This window comes from Janthinobacterium sp. NFX145 (assembly GCF_049810325.1).
GTDB classification, from domain to species: domain Bacteria; phylum Pseudomonadota; class Gammaproteobacteria; order Burkholderiales; family Burkholderiaceae_D; genus Janthinobacterium; species Janthinobacterium rivuli.
On record NZ_CP187360.1, the window covers coordinates 1,932,664 to 1,954,869 of the forward strand.

The window sequence follows — 22,206 nt, forward strand, 5'->3', positions numbered from 1 at the left end:
CCCGGCTTGTTTTCCTTGAGGAGCGCAATATGCCAAGCGACATGAATACACACACTGACAACGCGATCACCATCCGCCCCTGTGCCAAGGGCGATGAGGCAGCGCTGGCGCTGGTGGGACAGGCCACTTTTCTCGAGGCGTTTGCTGGCATCCTCGATGGCGCCGACGTCATCGCCCATTGCCAGCGCCAGCACGACGTGCAGCTGTACCGCGACTGGCTGGCGCTGCCGGCCATGCGGCTCTGGCTGGCCGAGGCCACGCCGGGCGGCGCACCCGTCGGCTATCTGGTGCTCAGCCCCGCCAGCCTGCCGGTGGCAGACCCGCGGCCGAACGACCTGGAAATCAAGCGCATTTACCTGCTGCACCGTTTCCAGGGCCAGCGCGTGGGGCAGCGTTTGATGCAGGCGGCGCTGAACCAAGCGCGCGCCGGCGGAGCGGGGAGGGTGCTGCTGGGCGTGTACGCGGAAAACCACGATGCGCTGGCGTTCTATGCGCGCTGCGGCTTTGCGCAGCTGGGCCGGCGCACCTTCCGTGTGGGCCGCACCGACTACCAGGATGTCATCCTCGGCATGACGCTGTAAGCGCAAACGGCCCGCGTGGCGCCAGGTCAAGCCGGCTGGCGGGAGATTTGTAGCGAGTTTGTATCTGCATGCGAGTCGCCCGCGCGCCGCTGGCGCCGGGGTGCGACGCCCGCCAAGCCTGATTTTTCCACCGTTCCCCCACAGTGACGGCCCACCTGCCGGCCCGCCCGATCCTCCCATGTCTGCCTGGCTGTGTGTAATTGTTTCAAGTAGAAATGAAACAGTTACATGACTATGCTAGAGTCGTTTGACGCTAGGGAGCGATGTTTTTTCAGCTGATTTTCAGCTCTTGACTCCCCCGGCTTTTTACCGAAACAACCCCGAAAAACGGTCGTCCGGCCTGAGTGTGTCCCACCTCGGCCGGCGCCACAGACTCGCCGTGCCAGCGGCCTAGACAAGGATAAGCGATGGATTCGCAGACTACACCCAACACCCCGCGGCGCAGCCGCCGTTCGAAAATCGTCGGCACGGTCATCGCGCTTGCCGTGATGGCGGCGCTGGGGGGCGGTGCCTGGTACCTGACCCACTCGGGCGTCAGCGCGCAGCCTGGCGCCGGTGGCCCTGGCGGACCGGGAGGCCCCGGCGGGCGCCGCGGCGGCCCTTCGACCACCGTCGGCGTGGCCACGGCCGCCAAGTCCGACCTGCCCGTGGTGCTCGATGCGCTGGGTACCGTGACGGCGGCGTCCACGGTGACGGTGCGCCCGCAAGTGTCGGGTATTTTGAAGGAACTGAAATTCAAGGAAGGCGGCATGGTCAAGGCGGGCCAGGTGGTGGCGCAGATCGACCCGGCCCAGTTCGAGATGGCGCTGATGCAGGCCACGGGCCAGCGCCAGCGCGATGAAGCGCAGCTGGAAAACGCGCGCCTGACCCTGAAACGCTATCAGACTTTGCTGGGCCAGGATTCCATCGCGCGCCAGGATGTCGACACGCAGGCCGCCCTGGTGAAGCAGCTGGAAGGCACGGTCATGACGGACCGCGCCGCCGAAGGCACGGCCAAACTCAATCTGGGCTACACCAAGGTGGTCTCGCCGATCAGCGGGCGCGCGGGCCTGAAGGTGGTCGACATCGGCAATCTGGTGAGCACCAGCGACACGGGCGGCGTGGTGGTGGTGACGCAGCTCTCGCCCATCGACGTGGAATTCTCCGTGCCGCAGGATAAAGTGCAAACCATCCAGGAGCGCCTGAACGCGGGTTCGGCCCTGGCGGCGCTGGCGCTGGACCGCACGCGCACGCATACGCTGGACAAGGGCGGCTTGAGCGCGCTGGACAACCAGGTCGACGTGCAGACGGGCACCGTGCGCGCCAAGGCCCGCTACGCGAATGACAAGATGGCGCTGTTCCCCAGCCAGTTCGTCAACGTGCGCCTGGAGCTGGGCAACATCACGGGCGCCGTGCTGGTGCCAGTGACGGCCCTGCGCCACAGTAACAACGGCGACTTCGTCTACGTGCTGAAAGCGGATAAAACCGTCACCGTGCGCATGGTCACGCGCGGCCAGGCCACCACCGACATGGTGGAAATCCGCGCCGGCCTGGAAGCGGGAGAACAGGTCATTACGGAAGGCGCCGACCGCCTGAAGGAAGGCGCGAAAGTCACCTTGGCGGGCGACAAGCCGGCCATGGGCGGCGCCGGTGGCGCCGGAGCGAATGGCGAACGCCGCCACCGCCGCCAGCACGCTGAGGGCGCGGCCAGCGCGCCGGCCGCATCGGCTGCCGCATCGGCACCGGCCAGTGCGCCAGCCGCGGCGCCAGCGAAGGGCGCAGCGCAATGAGTCCATCAACGCCATTCATCCAGCGCCCCGTCGCCACGGCGCTGCTGATGCTGGCCATCGTGCTGGCGGGGCTGGTCGGCTTCAAGTTCCTGCCGCTGGCCGCCTTGCCGCAGGTGGACTTCCCCACCATCCAGGTGCAGACCCTGTACCCGGGCGCCGGTCCCGAAGTCATGGGGCAGACCGTGACGGCGCCGCTGGAGCGCCAGTTCGGGCAGATGTCGGGTTTGCAGCGCATGAGTTCCACCAGCGCGGCCGGCGTTTCCCTCATCACCCTGCAATTCACGCTGGGCCAGACCCTGGACGTGGCTGAGCAGGAAGTGCAGGCGGCCATCAACGCGGGCGGCTCCCTGCTGCCGACCGACTTGCCGGCGCCGCCCGTGTACGCGAAGATCAACCCGGCCGACGCGCCCGTGCTGACCCTGGCCATCACGTCGGACACGATGCCGCTGACGCAGGTGCAAAACATCGTCAACACGCGTCTGGCGCTCAAAATCAGCCAGGTCAACGGCGTGGGCCTCGTCTCGCTGTCGGGCGGCCAGCGTCCGGCCGTGCGCATCCAGGGCGACACCAAATTGCTGGCCTCGTACGGCCTGGGCCTCGACAGCCTGCGCACGGCCATCGCGGCGGCCAACGTCAACAGCGCCAAGGGCAGTTTCGACGGCCCCACGCGTTCGTTCACCATCAACGCCAATGACCAGCTGGTCACGGCGGAAGACTACAAGCGCCTGATCATCACGTATAAAAACGGTGCGCCTGTGCGCCTGTCCGATGTGGCCAATGTTGTCGACAGCGCGGAAAACACGCGCCTGGGCGCCTGGTCGGGCAAGCAGCCGGCCATCATCCTGAACGTGCAGCGCCAGCCCGGCGCCAACGTCATCAAGACGGTCGACGCCATCAAGGCACTGCTGCCCGACCTGCAGGCCAGCCTGCCGGCGGCCATGAAGCTCGACGTGCTGAGCGACCGCACGACGGGCATCCGCGCCTCCGTCGAACACGTGGAACTGGAACTGCTGTTGTCCGTGCTGCTGGTGGTGCTGGTGATCTTCGCCTTTTTGCACAGCGTGCGCGCCACCGTGATCGCCAGCCTGTCCGTGCCGATCTCGCTGATCGGCGCCTGCGGCGTCATGTATTTGCTCGGCTACAGCCTGAACAACCTCTCCTTGATGGCCCTGACGATCGCCACCGGCTTTGTCGTCGATGACGCCATCGTCATGATCGAAAACATCGCCCGCTACATCGAAGAGGGCGAAACGCCGATGGCCGCCGCCCTGAAAGGCGCGTCGCAGATCGGCTTTACCATCATCTCGCTGACCGTGTCACTGATCGCCGTGCTGATTCCCTTGCTGTTCATGGGCGACGTGGTGGGCCGGCTGTTCCGCGAATTTGCCATGACCCTGGCCATCACGATTCTGATTTCCGCCGTGGTGTCCCTGACCCTGGTGCCGATGATGTCGGCGCGCTGGCTGAAAAGCCACGCCGATGAAAAAGTCAGCGCCACGGGCCAGCGCATCCAGGCCTTCCTCGACCGCGTCATCGTGCAGTACGACCATGCGCTGGTGTGGGTATTGAAACGCCAGGGATTGACCCTGCTCGTCGCCCTGGCCACCTTGCTGCTGACGGTGATTTTGTACATCACGATTCCGAAAGGGCTGTTCCCCACGCAGGACACGGGGCAGCTGAAGGCGCGCATCGAAACCTCGCAAGCCGTCTCGTACGAGCGCATGGCCACCTTGCAGCAGGCCGCCGCCAGCGCGCTGCTGGAAGACCCGGCCGTCGATACCCTGAGTTCCCTCGTCGGCGTCGATGCGGCCAACAACACCATGCTGCACACGGGCAGCATGCTGATCAACCTGAAGCGTCCGCGCAGCGGCAGCCAGGACGAGGTCATGGAGCGCCTGCGCAACCGCGTGGCCAAGGTGGCCGGCGTGACCCTGTATCTGCAGCCGACGCAGGATCTCACCATCGATGCGGAATCGGGCCCGACGCAGTACCGCGTCTCGCTCGAAGGGGCCGACACGGCCACCGTCACCGAGTGGGCCGGCAAGCTGGCCGCGCGCATGCGTGAAAAATCGCAGCTGCGCAACGTCGTCACGGATGCGGGCGCCACGGGCGCCGCCGTCACCGTGGCGATTGACCGCGACAGTGCCGCACGCATGTCCGTCACCACGGCCACCGTCGACGACGCGCTGTACAACGCCTTCGGCCAGCGCATCATTTCGACGATTTTCACGGAAACCAACCAGTACCGCGTCATTCTCGAAGCGCAGCCGGGCATCGTCACCACGCCGACCGACCTGTCGGACCTGCAGGTGCGCACGGGGTCCGGCAAGTCGACGCCGCTGTCCGCCTTTGCCAGCGTCAGCGAAAAACAGGCGCCGCTGCAAATCACGCACGTGGCGCAGTATCCGGCCACCACCCTGGGCTTCGATACGACGCAGGGCGTGGCCCTGGGCAGCGCCGTCGACGCCATCCGCCAGGCGGCGAAGGACATCGCCTTGCCGCCATCGGTGACCCTGACCTTCCTCGGCGCGGCCGGCGCGTATGAAAACTCGCTGTCGAACCAGCTGTGGCTCATTCTCGCCGCCGTCGTTTGCGTCTACATCGTGCTGGGCGTGCTGTACGAAAGCTACATCCACCCGCTGACGATTTTGTCGACGCTGCCGTCGGCCGGCGTGGGCGCCTTGCTGGCGCTGATGATCTCGGGGCAGGACCTGGGCGTGATCGGCATCATCGGCATCATCCTGCTGATCGGCATCGTCAAGAAGAACGCCATCATGATGATCGACTTCGCCATCGAGGCCGAACGCGATGAAGGCAAGAGCCCGCAGGAAGCCATCCACCAGGCGGCGCTGCTGCGCTTCCGTCCCATCCTGATGACGACCCTGGCGGCCCTGTTCGCGGCCGTGCCGCTGATGCTGGGCTGGGGCGAGGGCGCCGAGCTGCGCCGTCCGCTGGGCCTGGCCATCTTCGGCGGCCTGATCGTCAGCCAGGTGCTGACCCTGTTTACCACGCCCGTCATCTACCTGGGCTTCGACCGCCTGGGACAGCGTTTCGCGCGCAAGACAGCTGGGGTGAGCCTGGACAAGCCGGCCGATAACGCGGGGAGCGCCGCGTGAACCTGTCCGAACCGTTCGTCAAGCGTCCCATCGCCACCGTGCTGCTGACCATCGGCATCGCGCTGGCCGGTGTCGGCGCCTTCTTCGTGCTGCCCGTCTCGCCGCTGCCGCAGGTCGACTATCCGACCATTTCCGTCAGCGCCAGCCTGCCCGGCGCCAGCCCTGCGACCATGGCCACCTCGGTGGCCACGCCGCTGGAACGGCGCCTCGGCGTGATCTCGGGCGTGAACGAGATGACGTCGTCGTCGGGCACGGGTTCGGCGCGCATCAACCTGCAGTTCGACTTGAACCGCAAGATCGATTCGGCCGCGCGCGAAGTGCAGGCCGCGATTGCCGCCGCGCGTGTGGACTTACCAGCTACCTTGCGCAGCAATCCCACCTACCGCAAGGCCAATCCGTCCGACGCGCCCGTCATCATCCTGGCGCTGACGTCGAAGACGCGCACGCCAGGGCAGATCTACGACGCCGTGTCGAACCTGGTGCAGCAGAAGGTGGCGCAAGTCAAAGGCGTGGGCGACGTGGAACTGGGCGGCGGTTCGCTGCCGGCCGTGCGCGTGGAACTGCTGCCATATCAGCTCAATCACTACAGCGTGTCGATGGAAGACGTGCGCGCGGCCATCCAGGCCAGCAACGCCAACCGCCCGAAAGGGGCGATTTCCGGCGATGAGCGCAGCCTGCAGATCTATTCGGGTGCGACCACCGCTTCGGGCGGGCGCAGCGCCGCCGATTACCGCAGCCTGGTGGTGGCCTGGCGCGACGGCGCCGCCATCCGCCTCGACGACGTGGCCGAGGTGGTCGACGGCGTGGAGAACAACAATACCCTGGGCCTGTTCAATGGCGACCCGGCCGTCATCGTGCTGATCACGCGCCAGCCCGGCGCCAATGTCATCGCCACGGTGGACGGCGTGCGCGCGCTGCTGCCGCAACTGCAGGCGCAGCTGCCGGGCGACATCAAGCTGCAGGTGGCGTCCGACAGCACCAATTCCATCCGCTCCTCGCTGCACGAGATCGAGTTCACCCTGATCCTGTCCATCGTGCTCGTCGTGCTGGTGGTCAGCGCCTTTTTGCGCAGCGTGCGCGCCACCATCATCCCGGCAGTCGCCACCATCGTCTCGCTGTTGGGCACCTTTGGCGTGATGTACATACTGGGCTTTTCCCTGAACAACCTGTCGCTGATGGCGCTCACGGTGGCCACGGGCTTTGTCGTCGACGACGCCATCGTGGTGCTGGAAAACACGCAGCGCCACATCGAGGCGGGCATGGACCGTTTCAAGGCGGCCCTGCTGGGCGCGCGCGAAGTGGGCTTTACGGTGCTGTCGATCAGCCTGTCGCTGGTGGCCGTCTTCATCCCGCTGCTGTTCATGGGCGGGCAGGTGGGGCGGCTGTTCCGCGAGTTTGCCGTGACCCTGTCGGCCGCCGTGATGATTTCGCTGGTCATTTCACTGACCACCACGCCGATGATGTGCGCCTGGCTGCTGAAAAGCGGGCAGCAGCACAAGCCGCCCGGTCTTGTCGCGCGCTGGTTCGAACGCGGTTTCGAGCGCATGCTGAAAGTGTATGAACACTGCCTGGACTGGGCCTTGTCCAGCGCCGCGCTCGTGATGACCATCCTCGTGTTCGTCGTCGGCTTGAACGTGTATTTGTTCGCCGCCGCGCCCAAGGGCTTCTTCCCGCAGCAGGATACGGGCCAGATCAATGGCGGCATGCGCGCCGACCAGAGCATCTCGTTCCAGGCCATGCAGGGCAAATTGCGCCAGCTGGTCGACATCATCAAGGACGATCCCGCCGTCGCCACCGTCGTGGGGTTTACGGGCGGCGGCAGGGCGGGGGGCGGCTTCATGTTCATCGACCTGAAACCGGCCTCGCAGCGCACGGACAAGGGCCAGGCCGTGATCGCGCGCCTGCGCCCGCAACTGGCCAAGGTGACGGGCATCTCGTTGTTCCTCAACCCCGTGCAGGATTTGCGCATGGGCGGGCGCTCCAGCAATTCCACCTACCAGTACACTCTGATCAGCGATAACCAGGCCGATTTGAAGAAATGGGCGGCGAAACTGGCCGACCAGATGAAGCTGCAGCCGGCCCTGATCGACGTGGACACGGACCAGGCGGAAAACGGCGTGGAAACCTTTGTCAGCATCGACAAGGACCGCGCCACGCAGCTGGGCGTGCAAGTCAAGGATATCGACAATGCGCTGTACAACAGCTTTGGCCAGCGCCAGGTGGCGACCATCTACGATGAGCTGAACCAGTACCACGTGATCATGGAAGTGGCGCCGCGCTATGCGCAAAGCCCGGAAGCGCTGCGCTCCGTGTACGTGCCGGCGTCGAATGCGGCGGCCGTCGCGGCCACGGCCATGACAACCACCACCAGCACCGTCACTGCGACGACGTCCAATACGACGGCGGCGCGCGATCCGTCCAGCGGCTCGGCCCTGTCCACGACCCTGGCGCACATGGTGCCGCTGTCGTCGTTCAGCACCTTCGCGGAAAGCTCGACGGCCACCTCGATCAATCACCAGGGCGGCGAACTGGCGACCACCGTGTCGTTCAACCTGGCCGACGGCTATCCGCTCAGCGACGGGCAGGCTGCCGTGGCCCAGGCGGAGTCGGAAATCGGCATGCCCGTCAATGTGCGCGGCAGCTTCCAGGGTTCGGCGAAGAGTGCGCAGGACAGCAACAAGGAGCAGCCGCTGTTGATCCTGGCGGCCATCGTGGTGATCTACATCGTGCTGGGCATTTTGTACGAAAGCCTGATCCACCCGATCACCGTGCTGTCGACTTTGCCCTCGGCAGGCGTGGGCGCCGTGCTGGCCTTGCTGCTGTTCCGCATGGAGTTTTCCATCATCGCCCTGATCGGCGTGTTCCTGTTGATCGGTATCGTCAAGAAAAATGCTATATTGATCATCGACTTCGCGCTGGAGGCCGAGCGTTCGCGCGGCTTGACTGCGGTGGAGGCGGTACGCGAGGCATGTTTGCTGCGTTTCCGCCCCATTCTGATGACCACCCTGGCGGCGGCGCTTGGCGCCTTGCCGCTGGCGATCGGTTTCGGCGAGGGGTCAGAGCTACGCCAGCCCTTGGGGGTCGCCATCATCGGCGGCCTGATTGCCAGCCAGTTACTCACATTGCTGACCACCCCGGTGGTATACATCCTGCTCGACAAGCTGCGCACGCGCAGCGCCGACGAGCAGCAATTGAGCCGCATTCCTGGGCCAGATAACCCGAGCACACAATCATGAAGCAAGTAAAACCTAATCCATCCGCCGTCCCCGTACGCCACTTGCTGTCGCTGGCCACCGCGGCCGCCTTCGTCCTGCTGGCCGGCTGCGCCGTCAGCCCCGCGTATGAAACGCCGACGGCCGCCGCGCCGCAAACGTTCAAGGAGGCGGCCGGCTGGCAGCCTGCCGTACCGGCCGATACCCTGGAGCGGGGGCCGTGGTGGACCCTGTTCGGCGACGCGCAATTGAACCAGCTGGCCGAAGGCATCGACATATCGAACCAGAACGTGGCCGCCGCCATCGCCTCCTACGAGCAGGCGCGCGCGCTGGTGCGCGAACAGCGCGCCTCGCTGTTCCCGACGGTGAACCTGACGGGCAGCGGCGCCCGCTCCGGCGGCGGGGGCGAGCAGCAGACGAACAATAATTTCAAGGCGGCCATCGGCGCCTCGTGGGAACCGGACGTGTGGGGCAAGCTGCGCGCCGGCGTGACGGGGGGCGGACGCCAGTGCCAGCGCCAGCGCGGCGGATCTGGCCGCGGCGCGCCTGTCGGCGCAGGGCGAACTGGCCACCAATTACTTTTCGCTGCGCCAGAGCGATGCGCAGATCGCGCTGCTCACTGCCACGATCGACGGCTACAAGCGCGTGCTCGAGATCACCAGCAACCGCTTCAACTCCGGCATCGCCGCCAAATCCGACCTGCTGCAGGCGCAGACGCAGCTGGCCAATGCGCAGATCGATTTGTCCAGCCAGACGCGTGCGCGCGCGCAGCTCGAACACGCGATCGCGATACTTTTGGGCCGCGCGCCGTCCGACTTCAGCCTGGCCGTGGCGCCATGGACCCTGACCGTGCCCGAGGTGCCGCTGGGCGTGCCATCGACCCTGCTGCAGCGCCGTCCCGACATCGCCGCCGCCGAGCGCCGGGTAGCAGTGGCCAACGAGCAGATCGGCATCGCCCGCTCGGCCTATTACCCGAGCCTGAACCTGACGGGATCGTACGGTTCCGGCGCCAGCCGTGTGGGCGACCTGTTCAATGCATCGTCGAGCCTGTGGTCCTTGGGCGTGTCGGCCGCGCAAACCCTGTTCAATGCGGGCGCCACCACGGCCAGCGTGGATGCGGCCAAGGCGGGGCATGAAGCGGCCGTGGCGCGCTACCGCCAGACGGTATTGAGTGCCTTTGGCGCCGTGGAAGACCAGTTGTCGGCCACGCGCGCGCTGGCCGAACAACTGGCCTTGCGCCAGCAGGCGTCGTCCGCCGCCGACCAGGTCGAGCAGCAGATGCTGAACCGCTACAACGCGGGCCAGGTCGGCTACACGGACGTGGTGACGGCGCAGGTGACGGCCCTGTCGGCGCGCCGTTCGCTGGTGCAGGCGCAGGCGGACCGCCAGACGACGGCCGTGGCCCTGATCCAGTCGCTGGGCGGCGGCTGGCATGCGCCGCAGGCGCAGTAAGGGAGTCGGCAGGCGCAGGAAACTCCCTGCGCCAAATTCGCGTTTTACCGCGCATCTTGAGTGCTAGAATGCAAGATTATCAATTCCCAGCCTGACGCTTTGGCCGTGGCTGGATTCTTGCCGACGATGACACGCAGTAAACACAGCAATGACTCCGTCCCCGAAGTAGCCACCATCGCTTGTCCTGTGGTGGCCATTGGCGCATCCGCCGGCGGGCTCGATCCCATCGTCGCTTTCCTGGCGAACGTGCCGCAGGAAAGCGGGATTGCCTATGTGGTGATTCAGCATCTCGATCCCACGCAAAAGGCCATGCTGCCGGAACTGCTGCAGCGCGCCACCAGCATTCCCGTCACGGAAATCACGCACCAGGCGGAATTGCGGCCGAATCATATCTATGTGATCCCGTCAAATGCCGACCTGGGCTTGTCCAAGGGGCGTTTCGTGCTCAGCGAGCCGGTGCAGCTGCGCGGGCACCGCTTGCCCATCAACACCTTTTTCGAAAACCTTGCCAGCGAACTGGGCGAACTGGCTGTCGGCGTGATCTTTTCCGGCATGGGCAACGACGGCACGCGCGGTTTGCTGGCGATCAAGCAGGCAGGGGGCCTGACCCTGGCCCAGCATCCCGATACGGCCAAGTTCGACATGATGCCGCAAAGCGCGATATCGGCCGAAGTGGTCGACCTCGTCGATTTTCCCGACAAGATGCCGGACAAGATCATCACCTATCTGTTCCGCAGCAGTTTTCTCAGCCTGCCGGGCCATGAGCCGAACGGGCGCAATTCCCTGCAAGAAATTGTCGCCTTGCTGTCCGAACATACGGGCAACAGTTTTACCGATTACAAGATCAACACGGTGCTGCGGCGCATCGAGCGGCGCATGAGCTTGTATCAAATGACGTCGATGGAAGAATACGTGCCGTATTTGCGCGCCAATCCGACCGAGATCGACTTGCTGTTCAAGGAGTTGCTGATCGGCGTGACGAGCTTTTTCCGCGACCCCAAGGTATGGGAATACCTGAAGATGGTGGCCTTGCCGCAAATGCTGGCGGCCCATCCGGACGGACGCGCCTTCAAGGCTTGGGTGCCCGCCTGTTCCACGGGCGAAGAAGCGTATTCGCTGGCCATGGTCTTCCATGAAGTGGTGGCCAGCATCAATCCGCCGTCGAAGTACAGCCTGCAGATCTTTGCCACCGACCTGTCGGCCGACGCCATCGACCGCGCGCGCCAGGGACGTTTTCCGCACAGCATCAGCAGCGATGTGTCGGCCGAGCGCCTCGGACGTTTCTTCTTGCGCGACAAGAATGACTACCACGTCAAAAAAGAGATCCGCAACACCATCATCTTTGCCCAGCAAAACATCATTTCGGACCCGCCGTTCACCAAGCTCGATATCCTGTGCTGCCGCAACTTGTTGATTTATCTCAATGCCAAGTTGCAGCAGCGTTTGATACCCTTGTTTCATTACGCCCTGAACCGCGACGGAATTTTGTTGCTGGGAAGCGCCGACACGCCCGGTCATTTTTCCGACCTGTTTTCGCCCCTGACCACGTCGACCCGGCTGTATCGCCGTCTCGACAACCTGGCGCGCCAGCGCCTGCCCACGTATTTCCCTACCAAGGTATCGTTGGCATCCCCCCCTACACCTAGCGACACGAGAGAAGTCAGCATGACTGGAAAGATTCAATCCCATGTCGAGCAATTATTGCTCCAGAAATATTCGCCTGCCGCCGCGCTGCTGAACCAGGATGGCGACATCCTGTACATCAACGGCCGCACGGGCGCCTTCCTCGAACCGGCGGCCGGCAAGGCCAACTGGAACATCCATGCGATGGCGCGCGAAGGCTTGCGCTATGAGCTGGCCGGTCTCATCAAGCAAGCGCTGCAAAGCGAAAGCGTGGTGCGCCTGAAGGGGCTGGTGGTCAAGGACCATCTGGGGCAGTCGCTGGGCGTGGACTTGAGCGCGGAAGCGCTGAGCCAGCCTGAATCCTTGCGCGGCATGGTCTTCGTCACGTTTTCCAGCGTGCCGCTCGTGGCCGAGGCGCGCCGCGGCCGCTCGCCGAATCCCAAGGTGCTGGAACTGGAGCAGCAACTGGCGCAGGCGCGCAACGAAATTCAGGCCGTGCGCGACGAGATGCAGACGTCGCGCGAGGAACTCAAATCGGCCAACGAGGAGTTGCAGTCAACCAATGAAGAGCTGCAATCGACGAACGAGGAACTGACCACCTCGAAGGAAGAGATGCAGTCGCTCAATGAGGAGCTGTACACGGTCAATGCGGAGCTGCAATCGAAGGTCGATGACTTGTCGCTGGTCAACAGCGACATGAAGAATCTGCTCAACAGTACCGATATCGCCACCATTTTCCTCGACAGCGACCTGCGCATCCGCCGCTTCACGGCGCCGGCCACGCAAATCTACAAGCTGATCCAGACGGACTTGCGCCGTCCGCTCAGCGACATCGTTAACGACCTCGATTATCCGGGCCTGGAAGACGATGCCCTGGAAGTGATCCGCAGCCTCGTATTTTGCGAACGGCAGGTGGAAACCAAGACGGGGCGCTGGTACAACGTGCGCATCATGCCGTACCGCACGATTGAAAATGTGATCGATGGCGTGGTGGTGACCTTCATCAACATCACGGAATCGAAACTGCTGGAAGCCCAGCTGCGCCAGATGCAGTCCGGCGCCGTGGCGGGTGGCCATAGCGGCGAGCACGTGTCATGAACGAACCATTCGACGACGGGAACGTGCCGGCCAGGTTGCGAGAGCAGGCCGAGCAATTGGCGGCGCAGCAGCGCCAGCCCGTGCCGCAGTCGAATGAAGAGGTGATTCGCCAGCTGCATGAGTTGCAGGTCAGCCAGATCGAGCTGGAAATGCAGAGTGCGGCCCTGGCCGAACTGGAGCAGCTGAAGAATGAATATGAAAGCAGCCGCGACCGTTATGCGCAGCTGTATGAGCAGGCGCCCGTCAGCTATTTCTCGCTGGCGCGCGAAGGCGTCATCACGCGTGTCAACGTGGCGGCCTGCGGCTTGTTGCAACGTGACAAGAACCGGCTGCTGGGGCGGCGCTTCGAGCAATTCGTCGCGCCCCAGGCGCAGGGCGGCTTCCGGCTCTTCCTCGACGCCGTCTTCACGGGTGGCGCGCGCCAAGTGCTCGAAGCGCCGCTGTTCGAAGGCGAAGCGGGCGGCATGCGCGGCATGGTGCGCATCGAAGCCAATTACGATGCGGACAGCGCCACGGCGCGCATGCTGGTGACGGACCTGGGCGACGAGCACGTGCGCGAATCGGCCTTGCGGCGCGCGTTTGTGATACTTGACAGCATACGCGAGGGCGTGCTCGTGACGGACAGCGCCAACCGCATCATTTCCGTCAACCCCGCTTTCACCACCATCACCGGCTACCAGGCGGAGGAAGCCATCGGGCGCGATCCGTCCTTCCTCGGCGGCGGCACGCATTTGCCGCATTTTTATGAGGCCATGTGGCGCAGCCTGCACCAGGATGGCAGCTGGTATGGCGAACTGGTGAACCGGCGCAAGAATGGCGAGCGCTTCGTCGAATCGCTGTCGATCACGCCCATGCGCAGCCCGGATGGGGCGATCAGCCATTTTGTCGGCGTGTTTTCCGACATCACCGAGCGCAAGCTGGCCGAGGCGGACTTGCGCGAGCTGCATCGCGAGCTGGACCAGCGGGTGGTCGACCGCACGGCCGAATTGCTGCGCGCCAACCAGCACCTGCAGCTGGAAGTACACCAGCGCGAGCGGGCGCAGGAAGCCTTGCGCGACGCCGAGCGCTTCTTTCACGCCACCATCGATTCCTTGACGGACCGGGTGCTGGTGCTGGACCGGGCGGGGCGCGTCGTGCATGCCAACCAGGCTTGCCTGGCCTTCGTCGGGCAAACGCCGCAGCCGCTGCAATACCTGGAATTTTGCGAGACGGACCCGCGCTGGCAGCGCAGCGCCGGGCGCGAGCTGGCCGCCGGCATCCGTGCCGTGATTGCCGGCAATGCGGACGCGTTTGCGCTCGAGTATGAGTTTGCCACGCGCTCAGGCCCCCGCTGGTCGCAGGCCAGGGTCAGCCGTTTTCTCGGCGAAGGGCCGCTGCGCGTGGTGGTGGCGCACACGGACATTACCGAACGCAAGCTGATGGATGGCGCCCTGCGCCAGTCGCATGCGCAGCTGCGCCAGCTGGCGCTGCACCTGGAAACGGCCAAGGAAGACGAGCGCAAGCGCATCTCGCGCGATATCCACGATGAACTGGGGCAAAACCTGCTGGCGCTGCGCATCGATATTTCCATGCTCAGCGCCCGCACGGAAGGTTCCCATCCGCGCCTGCACCGCCGGGTCGGCGCCGTGCTCAGCAACGTCGACACCACCATCAAGAGCGTGCGCGGCATCATGAACGAGCTGCGCCCGATGGCGCTGGACCTGGGCTTGCAGGCCGCCATCGAGTGGCAGGTGGGCGACTTCCGCAAGCGCAGCGGCGTCGCTTGCCAGTTGCTGATACGCGACGAGGCGCTGTTTTCCGCCATCGGCAGCCAGGTCGAGATCGTGCTGTTCCGCATCGTGCAAGAAGCGCTCAGCAACGTCATGCGCCATGCCCAGGCCAGCCAGGTCGAGATCGAGCTCAGTTCGGATGCCTGCGCCGTGTACGTGGCCATCAGCGACAACGGCATCGGCATCACGCCGCAGCAGCAGCGTAAAAAACAGTGCTTTGGCCTGATCGGCATCGCCGAGCGGGTGACGGCGCTGGGCGGCCAGTTCGAGGTGGGCTTGCCGGCCACGGGCGCCGGTTGCCGGCTGTCCCTGCAGATCCCCTTGCAGGGCACGGGGCGGCCGGCCGGCTGATACAGAAATTGCATCGGGATAATTTTTGCCGGCTCATGCCGCCTGGACAGGCTATACTTTCGCCTGCTTTTTATGGAGGAGCAAATCTTGTTCAAGACAATCGTATTACCAGTCGCCTTGATGGGCGCGTTCGCCGGCGCACACGCTGACGAAGGGCAGTGGCAACCACACCAGCTGCCACAGCTGAAAGCCGAACTGAAACGGGTCGGCATTGAAATTCCTGCGGAAAAACTGGCCGACCTGAGCAAACACCCGATGAGCGCCATCGTGTCGCTGGGCGGCTGCTCGGCTGCTTTCGTTTCCGACGCCGGCCTGGTGGTGACGAACCACCACTGCGCGTATGGCGCCGTGCAGCGCAATTCCACGCCGGAACACAATTACATCACCAACGGCTTCCTGGCCAAGACGCGCGCCGCAGAGCTGCCGGGCGGTCCGAACAGCCTCGTGTATGTGACGGACAAGGTGGAAAACGTCAGCGACCGCGTGCTGAAAGGCTTGACGGCCGACATGAGCGGCCGCGCGCGCCACGAAGCCGTGGAAAAGCGCGTCAAGGACCTGATCGCCGAATGCGAAACGGACAAGATGTACCGCTGCTCCGTGCCCGCCTTCCACCGCGGCCTCGAGTACTACCGCATCCGCCAGATGATGATACGCGACGTGCGCCTGGTCTACGCGCCATCGGACAAGATCGGCAACTTCGGCGGCGACATCGACAACTACGAATGGCCGCGCCACACGGGAGACTACTCGTTCCTGCGCGCCTACGTGGGCAAGGATGGCCGTCCGGCCGACCCGTCGCCCGACAACGTGCCGTACAAATCGAAGGATTTCCTGGTGGTTTCGGCTGAAGGCTTGAAAGCCGGTGACGGCATCTTGCTGGCGGGCTACCCCGGCCGCACCAGCCGCTACAAGCTGCCGGCGGAAATCCGTTTTGCACGCGATACGGCATTCCCCCTGAAAGTGTCCGAACTGCAAGCCGACCTGGCCGTGATGGCCGACGCCACGAATGGCGACGCGGCCGCTGCCGTGCGCTATGCCAGCGTGGTGAAAAGCATCAACAACGTGCTGAAGAAAACCCAGGGCTTGCTCGACGGCTTCGCCCGCAAAGACATCGCCGCCATCAAGGATGTGCAGGATGCCGAGTTCCGCGCCTGGTACGCCAAGCAGCCGAACGTGTCGACTACCCTGCTGGCCGAACTGGACGCGGCCATCGCCAGCGACATGGCCTTGAGCGAAGAAGAGTTCGCCTGGAGCGTGGCCACCAACAGCGACTTGCTGAAAAGCGCGCGCACCCTCTACCGTTTGTCGCTGGAGCGCCAGAAAGCGGACGCCGAGCGCGAATCGGGCTTCCAGCAGCGCGATCTGGCCTTCATCAAGGCCCGCCTGACCCGTCTGGAACAGTCGTACGTCAACAAGGTCGACCAGGCGCGTTTTGAAGCCGGCCTGAAGCGTTACGCGCAACTGGCGGCGAAGAGCCATCCGCAAGGCCTGGACGCGCTGCTGCCGGCCCCAGGCGCCGTGGCGGCCCTGTACCAGCAGACGCAACTGGCTGACACGGCCAAGCGCCTGGCCTGGCTGGAAAAGGACCAGGCCGCCGTTGCCCAGTCCGACGACGCCTTCATGGCGCTGGCCATCAAGCTGCAGCCGGTCGAGGCGGCGCTGGAAGAGCGCCGCAAGGAAATCGACGGCAATCTGGAACGCGTGATTCCGCAATACATGCAAGCCGTGATCGCGTGGAAGAAGTCGCAAGGCAAGCCTGTCTATCCTGACGCGAACTCGACCCTGCGCGTGACGTACGGTACGGTCTCGCCGTACTCGCCGCGCGACGGCCTCAGCAAGGGTCCGTTCACGACCGTGGAAGGCATCGTCGAGAAAGTCACGGGCAAGGCCCCGTTCGAAGCCCCGCAAGCGCTGATCGACGCCGTCAAGCAAAAACGCTACGGCCAGTTCCGCGACCCGGCATTGGGCACGGTTCCCGTCAACTTCCTCACCAGCGCCGACACCACGGGCGGCAATTCCGGCTCGGCCGTGATGAACAAGCGCGGCGAGCTGATCGGCCTGAACTTCGATTCGACGTATGAATCGATCACCAAGGACTGGTACTTCGATACGGCCATCACGCGCGCCATCCACCTCGACATCCGCTACATGCTGTGGGTGATGAAGGAAGTGGACCACGCCGATAATTTGCTCAAGGAAATGACGATCAAGTATCCGAAAGCTGCGAAGAAGTAATCTTTCCCAGCTGGGATAAAAGCCGCATCCGCCGCAGGGCCGATGCGGCTTTTTTACGTTTGGGCAACTAGTTTGAGTTCCATCAAGATGCCAGCGTTCACCATGGTTAGCATGGCTTAGGGGAACTATCCGAAGGAGGCGATATGGATGATGGCGAGCTGGCAGCCGATCTGGCGCGCCTTTTCGGAGCGAACTGGCGAGACCAGGACAGCCGCTTGTTGCGCATGGATTTTCCGCGCGACGATGGCCCGCCCGATACCGCGCTGCTGGTCAACAGTTTGCGCGCACACGAGGAAATGTCACGCGACTTTCGCTTCGACGTCGAACTGCTGTCCGACAATCTCCACGTTCCCCTGACAGCGATGATGGGACGCATGGTCACGATTTCGATGGTGCGCGATGACGGCAGCTTGCGCCATTTTAATGGTTATGTCGGCGAATTTCGCTTGTTGCGCAGCGATGGCGGTTTCGCGTTCTACCAGATGGTGCTGCAACCCTGGCTGGCGTTGTCCAGGCTGCGCATGGACAATGTCTCGTTCCACGAACGCACGGTCATCGACATCAGCGAAACGACCTTCGATCATTATGTGCAGCGCGACTGGCAAAACCGGCTGCATGAGGAAAAAGCGATATTAAGCTGCGCCAACCAGCATAATGAAACCGATTACAACCATCTGCACCGGCGCTGGGAAGACCAGGGACTTCATTATTGGTATGAACATCGCGCCGATGGTCATACGCTATGTCTGGGCGACAATACCTGGCTCAGCGACAGCATCGATCCAGGCGACGGCGATGCCAGTGTCGCCGACGAGATGGTGTTTCGCAGCGGCGCGGGCTCGCTGGAGGGCGACGGCATACGCGATTGGCAGGCAATACGGAAGATCGCTTCAGGCTCGCTCACGCTGGCCAGTTTCAACTACAAGCAGCCGTATGCCAGCCGCGCCAGCGGCCATGCGCTGCACCAGCAGGGCGACGTGTTTGCCCATGAACTGTATCAAAACACCGGCTATGGCTATGCCGACATGGGCGACGGCGAAGCGCTGGCGCAACGCCGCCTGGAGGAACATAACTGCCAGGCGCAATACTTCGAAGCTGGCGGCAATCACCGCTGCGCCCAGGCCGGGCGCAGTTTCACGCTGGGCGGACACTTCAGTGGCGAGCAAGCCATGGCCGCCAGAGGGGAAGCGGCGCGCCCGGACGTCCGCTCGCGCGAATACCTGATCCTGTCGGTCGATCATATCGCCAGCAACAATTACCAGACTGGGACGGGCGCGAAGTCGCAGTATGAAAACCGTTTTAGCTGCATCCGCAAGAGCATCCGCTGGTATCCGGGGCGGCAGTTCAACAGCACGCCTTGTGCCTTGCCCGGCGTGCAGACGGCGATCGTCACCGGGCCGGCAGGCGAAACCATCCATACCGACGCGCTGGGCCGGGTGAAGGTGCAATTCCACTGGGACCGGCTGGGCAAGTTCGACGCGGGCAGTTCGCCATGGATCAGGGTCATGACGCCATGGGCGGGCCAGGCGTTCGGCCAGATCGCGTTGCCGCGCATCGGCCAGGAAGTACTGATCCAGTTTCTCGACGGCAATATCGACCGGCCCGTCATTGTCGGCGCGGTGTACAACGGCAAGCATGCGCCGCCGTGGAATTTGCCGGGGCAATGCGTACTGGGTGGCTGGCGCAGCGCCGAGCTGATGCCTGGCGGCGGCTACGGCGTGCGCGGCAACCAGCTGGTGCTCGACGACACGCACCTGCGCATCCAGGCGCAACTGAAAAGCGATCACCAGCACAGCCAATTGTCGCTCGGCTGTATCAGCCGCATTGAAGACGCCAGCGGGCGCAAGGATGCGCGTGGCGAGGGCTGGGAACTGGCGTCAGACGCCTGGGGCGTGGCGCGCGCCGGCCGCGGCATGTTGCTGACCACCGAAGCGCGCCCTGGCGCCGCCTCGCATATCAAGAGCATGGATGAAACCTTGCGCCGGTTGGCCGAGGCTGCTGAGCGGCACAAGGCGCTTGCCGCCCTGGCGCAGCATTACGGCGCGCAAGAAAGCGCCGCCCAGCAGGGCGCCGCCGCCGATGTGCTGAAAGCCCAGCATGCCGGGATCAAGGGCGGTGCCGGCAGTGGCGAAAGCGCATTTCCCGAATTGTCAAAGCCGCATCTGGTGCTGGCCAGTCCGGCCGGCATCGAAACGACGACCGCGCAATCGACGCACATCGCCAGCGCCGAGCACACCGCACTGACGGCCGGGTGCGACCTGTCGCTGGCGGCCGGCGGCGGCCTGTTCGCCAGCATCGGCGCAGCGCTGCGCCTGTTCGTCCACAAGGCTGGCATGAAACTGATCGCCGCAGCTGGCCCGGTACAGATCGCGGCGCAAACCGATGCGGTCGATATCGTCGCCAACAAGGTGCTGGAATTGATCAGCCAGGCCGACTGGGTGAATATTCGCGGCCGCAAAGGCGTGCGCCTGCATGGCGCCGATTGCATGCTTGAAATTAGCGACAAGGTACAGTTTTTTACCGCGTCGCCGACGCTGTTCCATGGAAACCTGGAAACGCTGGCGCCCAAGAACCGGCCGCAACCGGAGCTGGAACCCCCCATCGCACCGGTAGCGGGGCAATTGCAGCATACGATACAGGCCCATGCGGATGGCGGCCAGTACGCCAATGTGCCGTACACGCTGTACAACGGGGAAGCCGAAGTCGAGCAAGGCCTGACCGACGAATTCGGCCGCATCCTGATCGCGCACCAGGACGGCACGCCGCGCTACCGTGTCGTCCTTGGCAATGGCGAAGAGTTTTCATTGCAAGCGAGCGCACGCTTCGCCCCGAATGCGGCACCCGACGGCGAACACAAGCTGTCGAACCGCGGTTTGCGCGCGTTCGACGACACCGCTGATGGCCGCGGGGTTCAATGATTCACGACACTGACGGGAGAGCACCATGCCGGAATCGACCAGCCGCATCGAAACCACTCACATCGACGAAGTCGGACGCACTGCGACGAGTTCGCTCCAGTGGCTGCTGGAAAACCGCAACCTGAAGGGCAAGGCCAGCCACCCGATCACGCACAACAACAAGCTGACGCTGTTCATTTGCGGACAGGAAGGGTTCGCCGACATCGCCGCCGAGATCGCCAGGGCGGAAGAGTCCATCGACCTGTGCTGCTGGGGCTTCGATCCGGGCATGGAACTGGTGCGCGGCAACAGCGCCACCTGGCCGCGTGGCGACACGTTTGGCGACTTGCTGATCGCCGCCGCACGGCGTCACGTCAGGGTGCGCCTGCTGATCTGGTATGACCGGCTCGGTTCGCCGATGGTGCACAATATGCCGGGCCATTCGCACGGCACCTCGCCATGGAAAACCGGTGGACAGCGCGCCGACGACATCAGCGCCAGAGCCAGCCTGGCGATGTTGCAGGAGGCAGTCAGGAAAAAACTTGTTTTAAGCAGTGCTTTCAGGGGCGATATCGTCCGGCCCGAGGATATCCCGATGCTGGCGCGTGAAGAATATTGCCACAGCTGGTATGCGGCCGCGTTCCATGGCTTGTTGGAGGGCCTGGAGATTCGCTTGCGGCACGGCGACAGCGCCGCGATCAGCAAGAGTATCGCGACCGAAATCAACCAGCCGCACGGCTTGACGATGGGGGAAATTGAAAAGCCCGGCATGCAATACCTGGGCACGCATCACCAGAAGCCGGTCCTGATCGATTTCTCCCACGAAATGGGATCCAAGGCCCTCGGCTATGTAATGGGCCTGAATTCGGTGACCGATTATTGGGATACGACGGCCCATCTGCTCGACGACACGCGCCGCGAACAGGGCGGTGTCAACGAGCGGCGCGAGTGTTTGCAGGGAATGGCCGCGGACGGCGGGTTCGCCACGCTGAAACCGTACCAGGATTATGCCTGTCGCATCGACGGTGGCAAGGCATTGATCGCGCTGTACAACAATTTCGTGAAGGCATGGGACCGCGCGATCGACGACCGCACGCATCAGGCCGCCGGGGAATGCGTGAGTTGGTATTCGTCATGTAAAAACCCGCCGGCCCAGCTGTTGCGCGAGGCCGGGCCGGACGACTCCACCGTGCAGATCGTCCTGACCCAGCCCGAGGAGCAGGACAAGACGATCAAGGAAACCTATTTTCGAGCCGTGACCCAGGCCAGCCTGGCGGCCGGCTACCTGTATGTGGAAAACCAGTATTTCCAGTATGAAGAATGGGCCCGGCATTTGCTGGCCGAGCGCAAGAAGGTGGTCGCCGCTTGGAAGGCCGGCAGTGCCAAGGCGGGCAAGAGTCTTGAAGATATGCCGGTCATGCACGTGTTCATCGTCATCCCCGTGCCAGAACGCGCGCAGATGGTGCCGCGCACCCACGACACGCTGGCGGCGCTGGGGCAGCACGCTGGCATGACGGGTCAAAACACCATGATCGACGACTACAACAAGCAGCCGAAAACCCGGCGTGTCAGAGGCGGATTCGGCATCACCAACGAGGTTGAAGTCAAGTTGCCCGATGTGGTGCGGCACTCCAACGGCATCAACAAACCCGGCGTGATGACGCTCGAGAGCGAATTCGGGCTGAAGGTATCGGTGGCCATGCTCAATGTCAGCGCGTTTGACAATGACCGCTGGCGTTACCGTGAAATCTACATCCATTCCAAATTGATGCTGGTCGACGACGTGTTCATGACCTTGGGCAGCGCCAACCTGAACCAGCGCAGCATGGCCGTCGACAGCGAAATCAATATCGCCACCATCGACCGCCGCGTGGCCCGCGATTTGCGCAAGCGGGTGTGGCGCATGCATAGCGGGGGATTGGTCGATGGAGGGGGCGGGACGAAGGCGGAGATTGTGGATGCTTACGGGAACTGGGTGAAATTAATGAAAGATAATCGCGGGAAAAAAAATTCGTATTCTGAAAATTCTGCAGATAAAAAAATGACTGGCTTTTTGCTGCCATTGGAAGATAAACGCAGCTCCACGATACGTTTGGGATGAGC

9 protein-coding genes and 1 pseudogene are annotated in these 22,206 nt (G+C 63.8%); all 10 read left to right on the top strand.

Annotated features, from left to right (window positions below; translation table 11 throughout):
* Positions 1-41 precede the first annotated feature (41 nt).
* The 10 genes and pseudogenes from ACPJXG_RS08690 to ACPJXG_RS08735 all read left to right on the top strand — a co-directional run bounded on the left by ACPJXG_RS08690 (position 42) and on the right by ACPJXG_RS08735 (position 22,204).
* Positions 42-581, top strand: coding sequence for an N-acetyltransferase family protein (locus ACPJXG_RS08690; protein ID WP_425253963.1), 540 nt, complete (start codon positions 42-44; stop codon positions 579-581).
* A 407-nt stretch (positions 582-988) separates the two neighbouring features.
* Positions 989-2,350: an efflux RND transporter periplasmic adaptor subunit gene (locus tag ACPJXG_RS08695; RefSeq protein WP_425253964.1), complete on the top strand. Its 1,362-nt coding sequence runs from the start codon at positions 989-991 to the stop codon at positions 2,348-2,350.
* Complete coding sequence (locus ACPJXG_RS08700; RefSeq protein ID WP_425253965.1) at positions 2,347-5,466, top strand: efflux RND transporter permease subunit; 3,120 nt, start codon at positions 2,347-2,349, stop codon at positions 5,464-5,466. The genes ACPJXG_RS08695 and ACPJXG_RS08700 overlap by 4 nt, the downstream gene beginning before the upstream one ends.
* On the top strand, positions 5,463-8,702 hold the full coding sequence (locus ACPJXG_RS08705) for an efflux RND transporter permease subunit (protein WP_425253966.1): 3,240 nt from the start codon (positions 5,463-5,465) through the stop codon (positions 8,700-8,702). Before ACPJXG_RS08700 ends, ACPJXG_RS08705 begins: the two co-directional genes overlap by 4 nt.
* Positions 8,699-10,130: pseudogene (locus ACPJXG_RS08710) on the top strand (efflux transporter outer membrane subunit). Before ACPJXG_RS08705 ends, ACPJXG_RS08710 begins: the two are co-directional and overlap by 4 nt.
* Before the next feature lie 126 nt (positions 10,131-10,256).
* The gene (locus ACPJXG_RS08715) at positions 10,257-12,851 is read left to right on the top strand and encodes a chemotaxis protein CheB (RefSeq protein WP_425253967.1); all 2,595 of its coding nucleotides are present in this window, start codon (positions 10,257-10,259) and stop codon (positions 12,849-12,851) included.
* Complete coding sequence (locus tag ACPJXG_RS08720) at positions 12,848-14,971, top strand: PAS domain S-box protein (RefSeq protein ID WP_425253968.1); 2,124 nt, start codon at positions 12,848-12,850, stop codon at positions 14,969-14,971. Before ACPJXG_RS08715 ends, ACPJXG_RS08720 begins: the two co-directional genes overlap by 4 nt.
* 87 nt (positions 14,972-15,058) lie before the next feature.
* Positions 15,059-17,206, top strand: a complete 2,148-nt coding sequence (locus ACPJXG_RS08725; RefSeq protein WP_374106311.1) for a S46 family peptidase — start codon at positions 15,059-15,061, stop codon at positions 17,204-17,206.
* 143 nt (positions 17,207-17,349) lie between these two features.
* Complete coding sequence (locus ACPJXG_RS08730) at positions 17,350-20,124, top strand: type VI secretion system Vgr family protein (protein WP_425253969.1); 2,775 nt, start codon at positions 17,350-17,352, stop codon at positions 20,122-20,124.
* A 25-nt stretch (positions 20,125-20,149) separates the two neighbouring features.
* Complete coding sequence (locus ACPJXG_RS08735) at positions 20,150-22,204, top strand: phospholipase D-like domain-containing protein (RefSeq protein WP_425253970.1); 2,055 nt, start codon at positions 20,150-20,152, stop codon at positions 22,202-22,204.
* Positions 22,205-22,206 lie beyond the last annotated feature (2 nt).

Bases quoted from the DNA above. Each gene is read 5' to 3' on its own strand.
- ACPJXG_RS08690 (WP_425253963.1), top strand. From the start codon at position 42: ATGAATACACACACTGACAACGCGATCACCATCCGCCCCTGTGCCAAG.
- ACPJXG_RS08695 (WP_425253964.1), top strand. From the start codon at position 989: ATGGATTCGCAGACTACACCCAACACCCCGCGGCGCAGCCGCCGTTCG.
- ACPJXG_RS08700 (WP_425253965.1), top strand. From the start codon at position 2,347: ATGAGTCCATCAACGCCATTCATCCAGCGCCCCGTCGCCACGGCGCTG.
- ACPJXG_RS08715 (WP_425253967.1), top strand. From the start codon at position 10,257: ATGACACGCAGTAAACACAGCAATGACTCCGTCCCCGAAGTAGCCACC.
- ACPJXG_RS08720 (WP_425253968.1), top strand. From the start codon at position 12,848: ATGAACGAACCATTCGACGACGGGAACGTGCCGGCCAGGTTGCGAGAG.
- ACPJXG_RS08730 (WP_425253969.1), top strand. From the start codon at position 17,350: ATGGATGATGGCGAGCTGGCAGCCGATCTGGCGCGCCTTTTCGGAGCG.
- ACPJXG_RS08735 (WP_425253970.1), top strand. From the start codon at position 20,150: ATGCCGGAATCGACCAGCCGCATCGAAACCACTCACATCGACGAAGTC.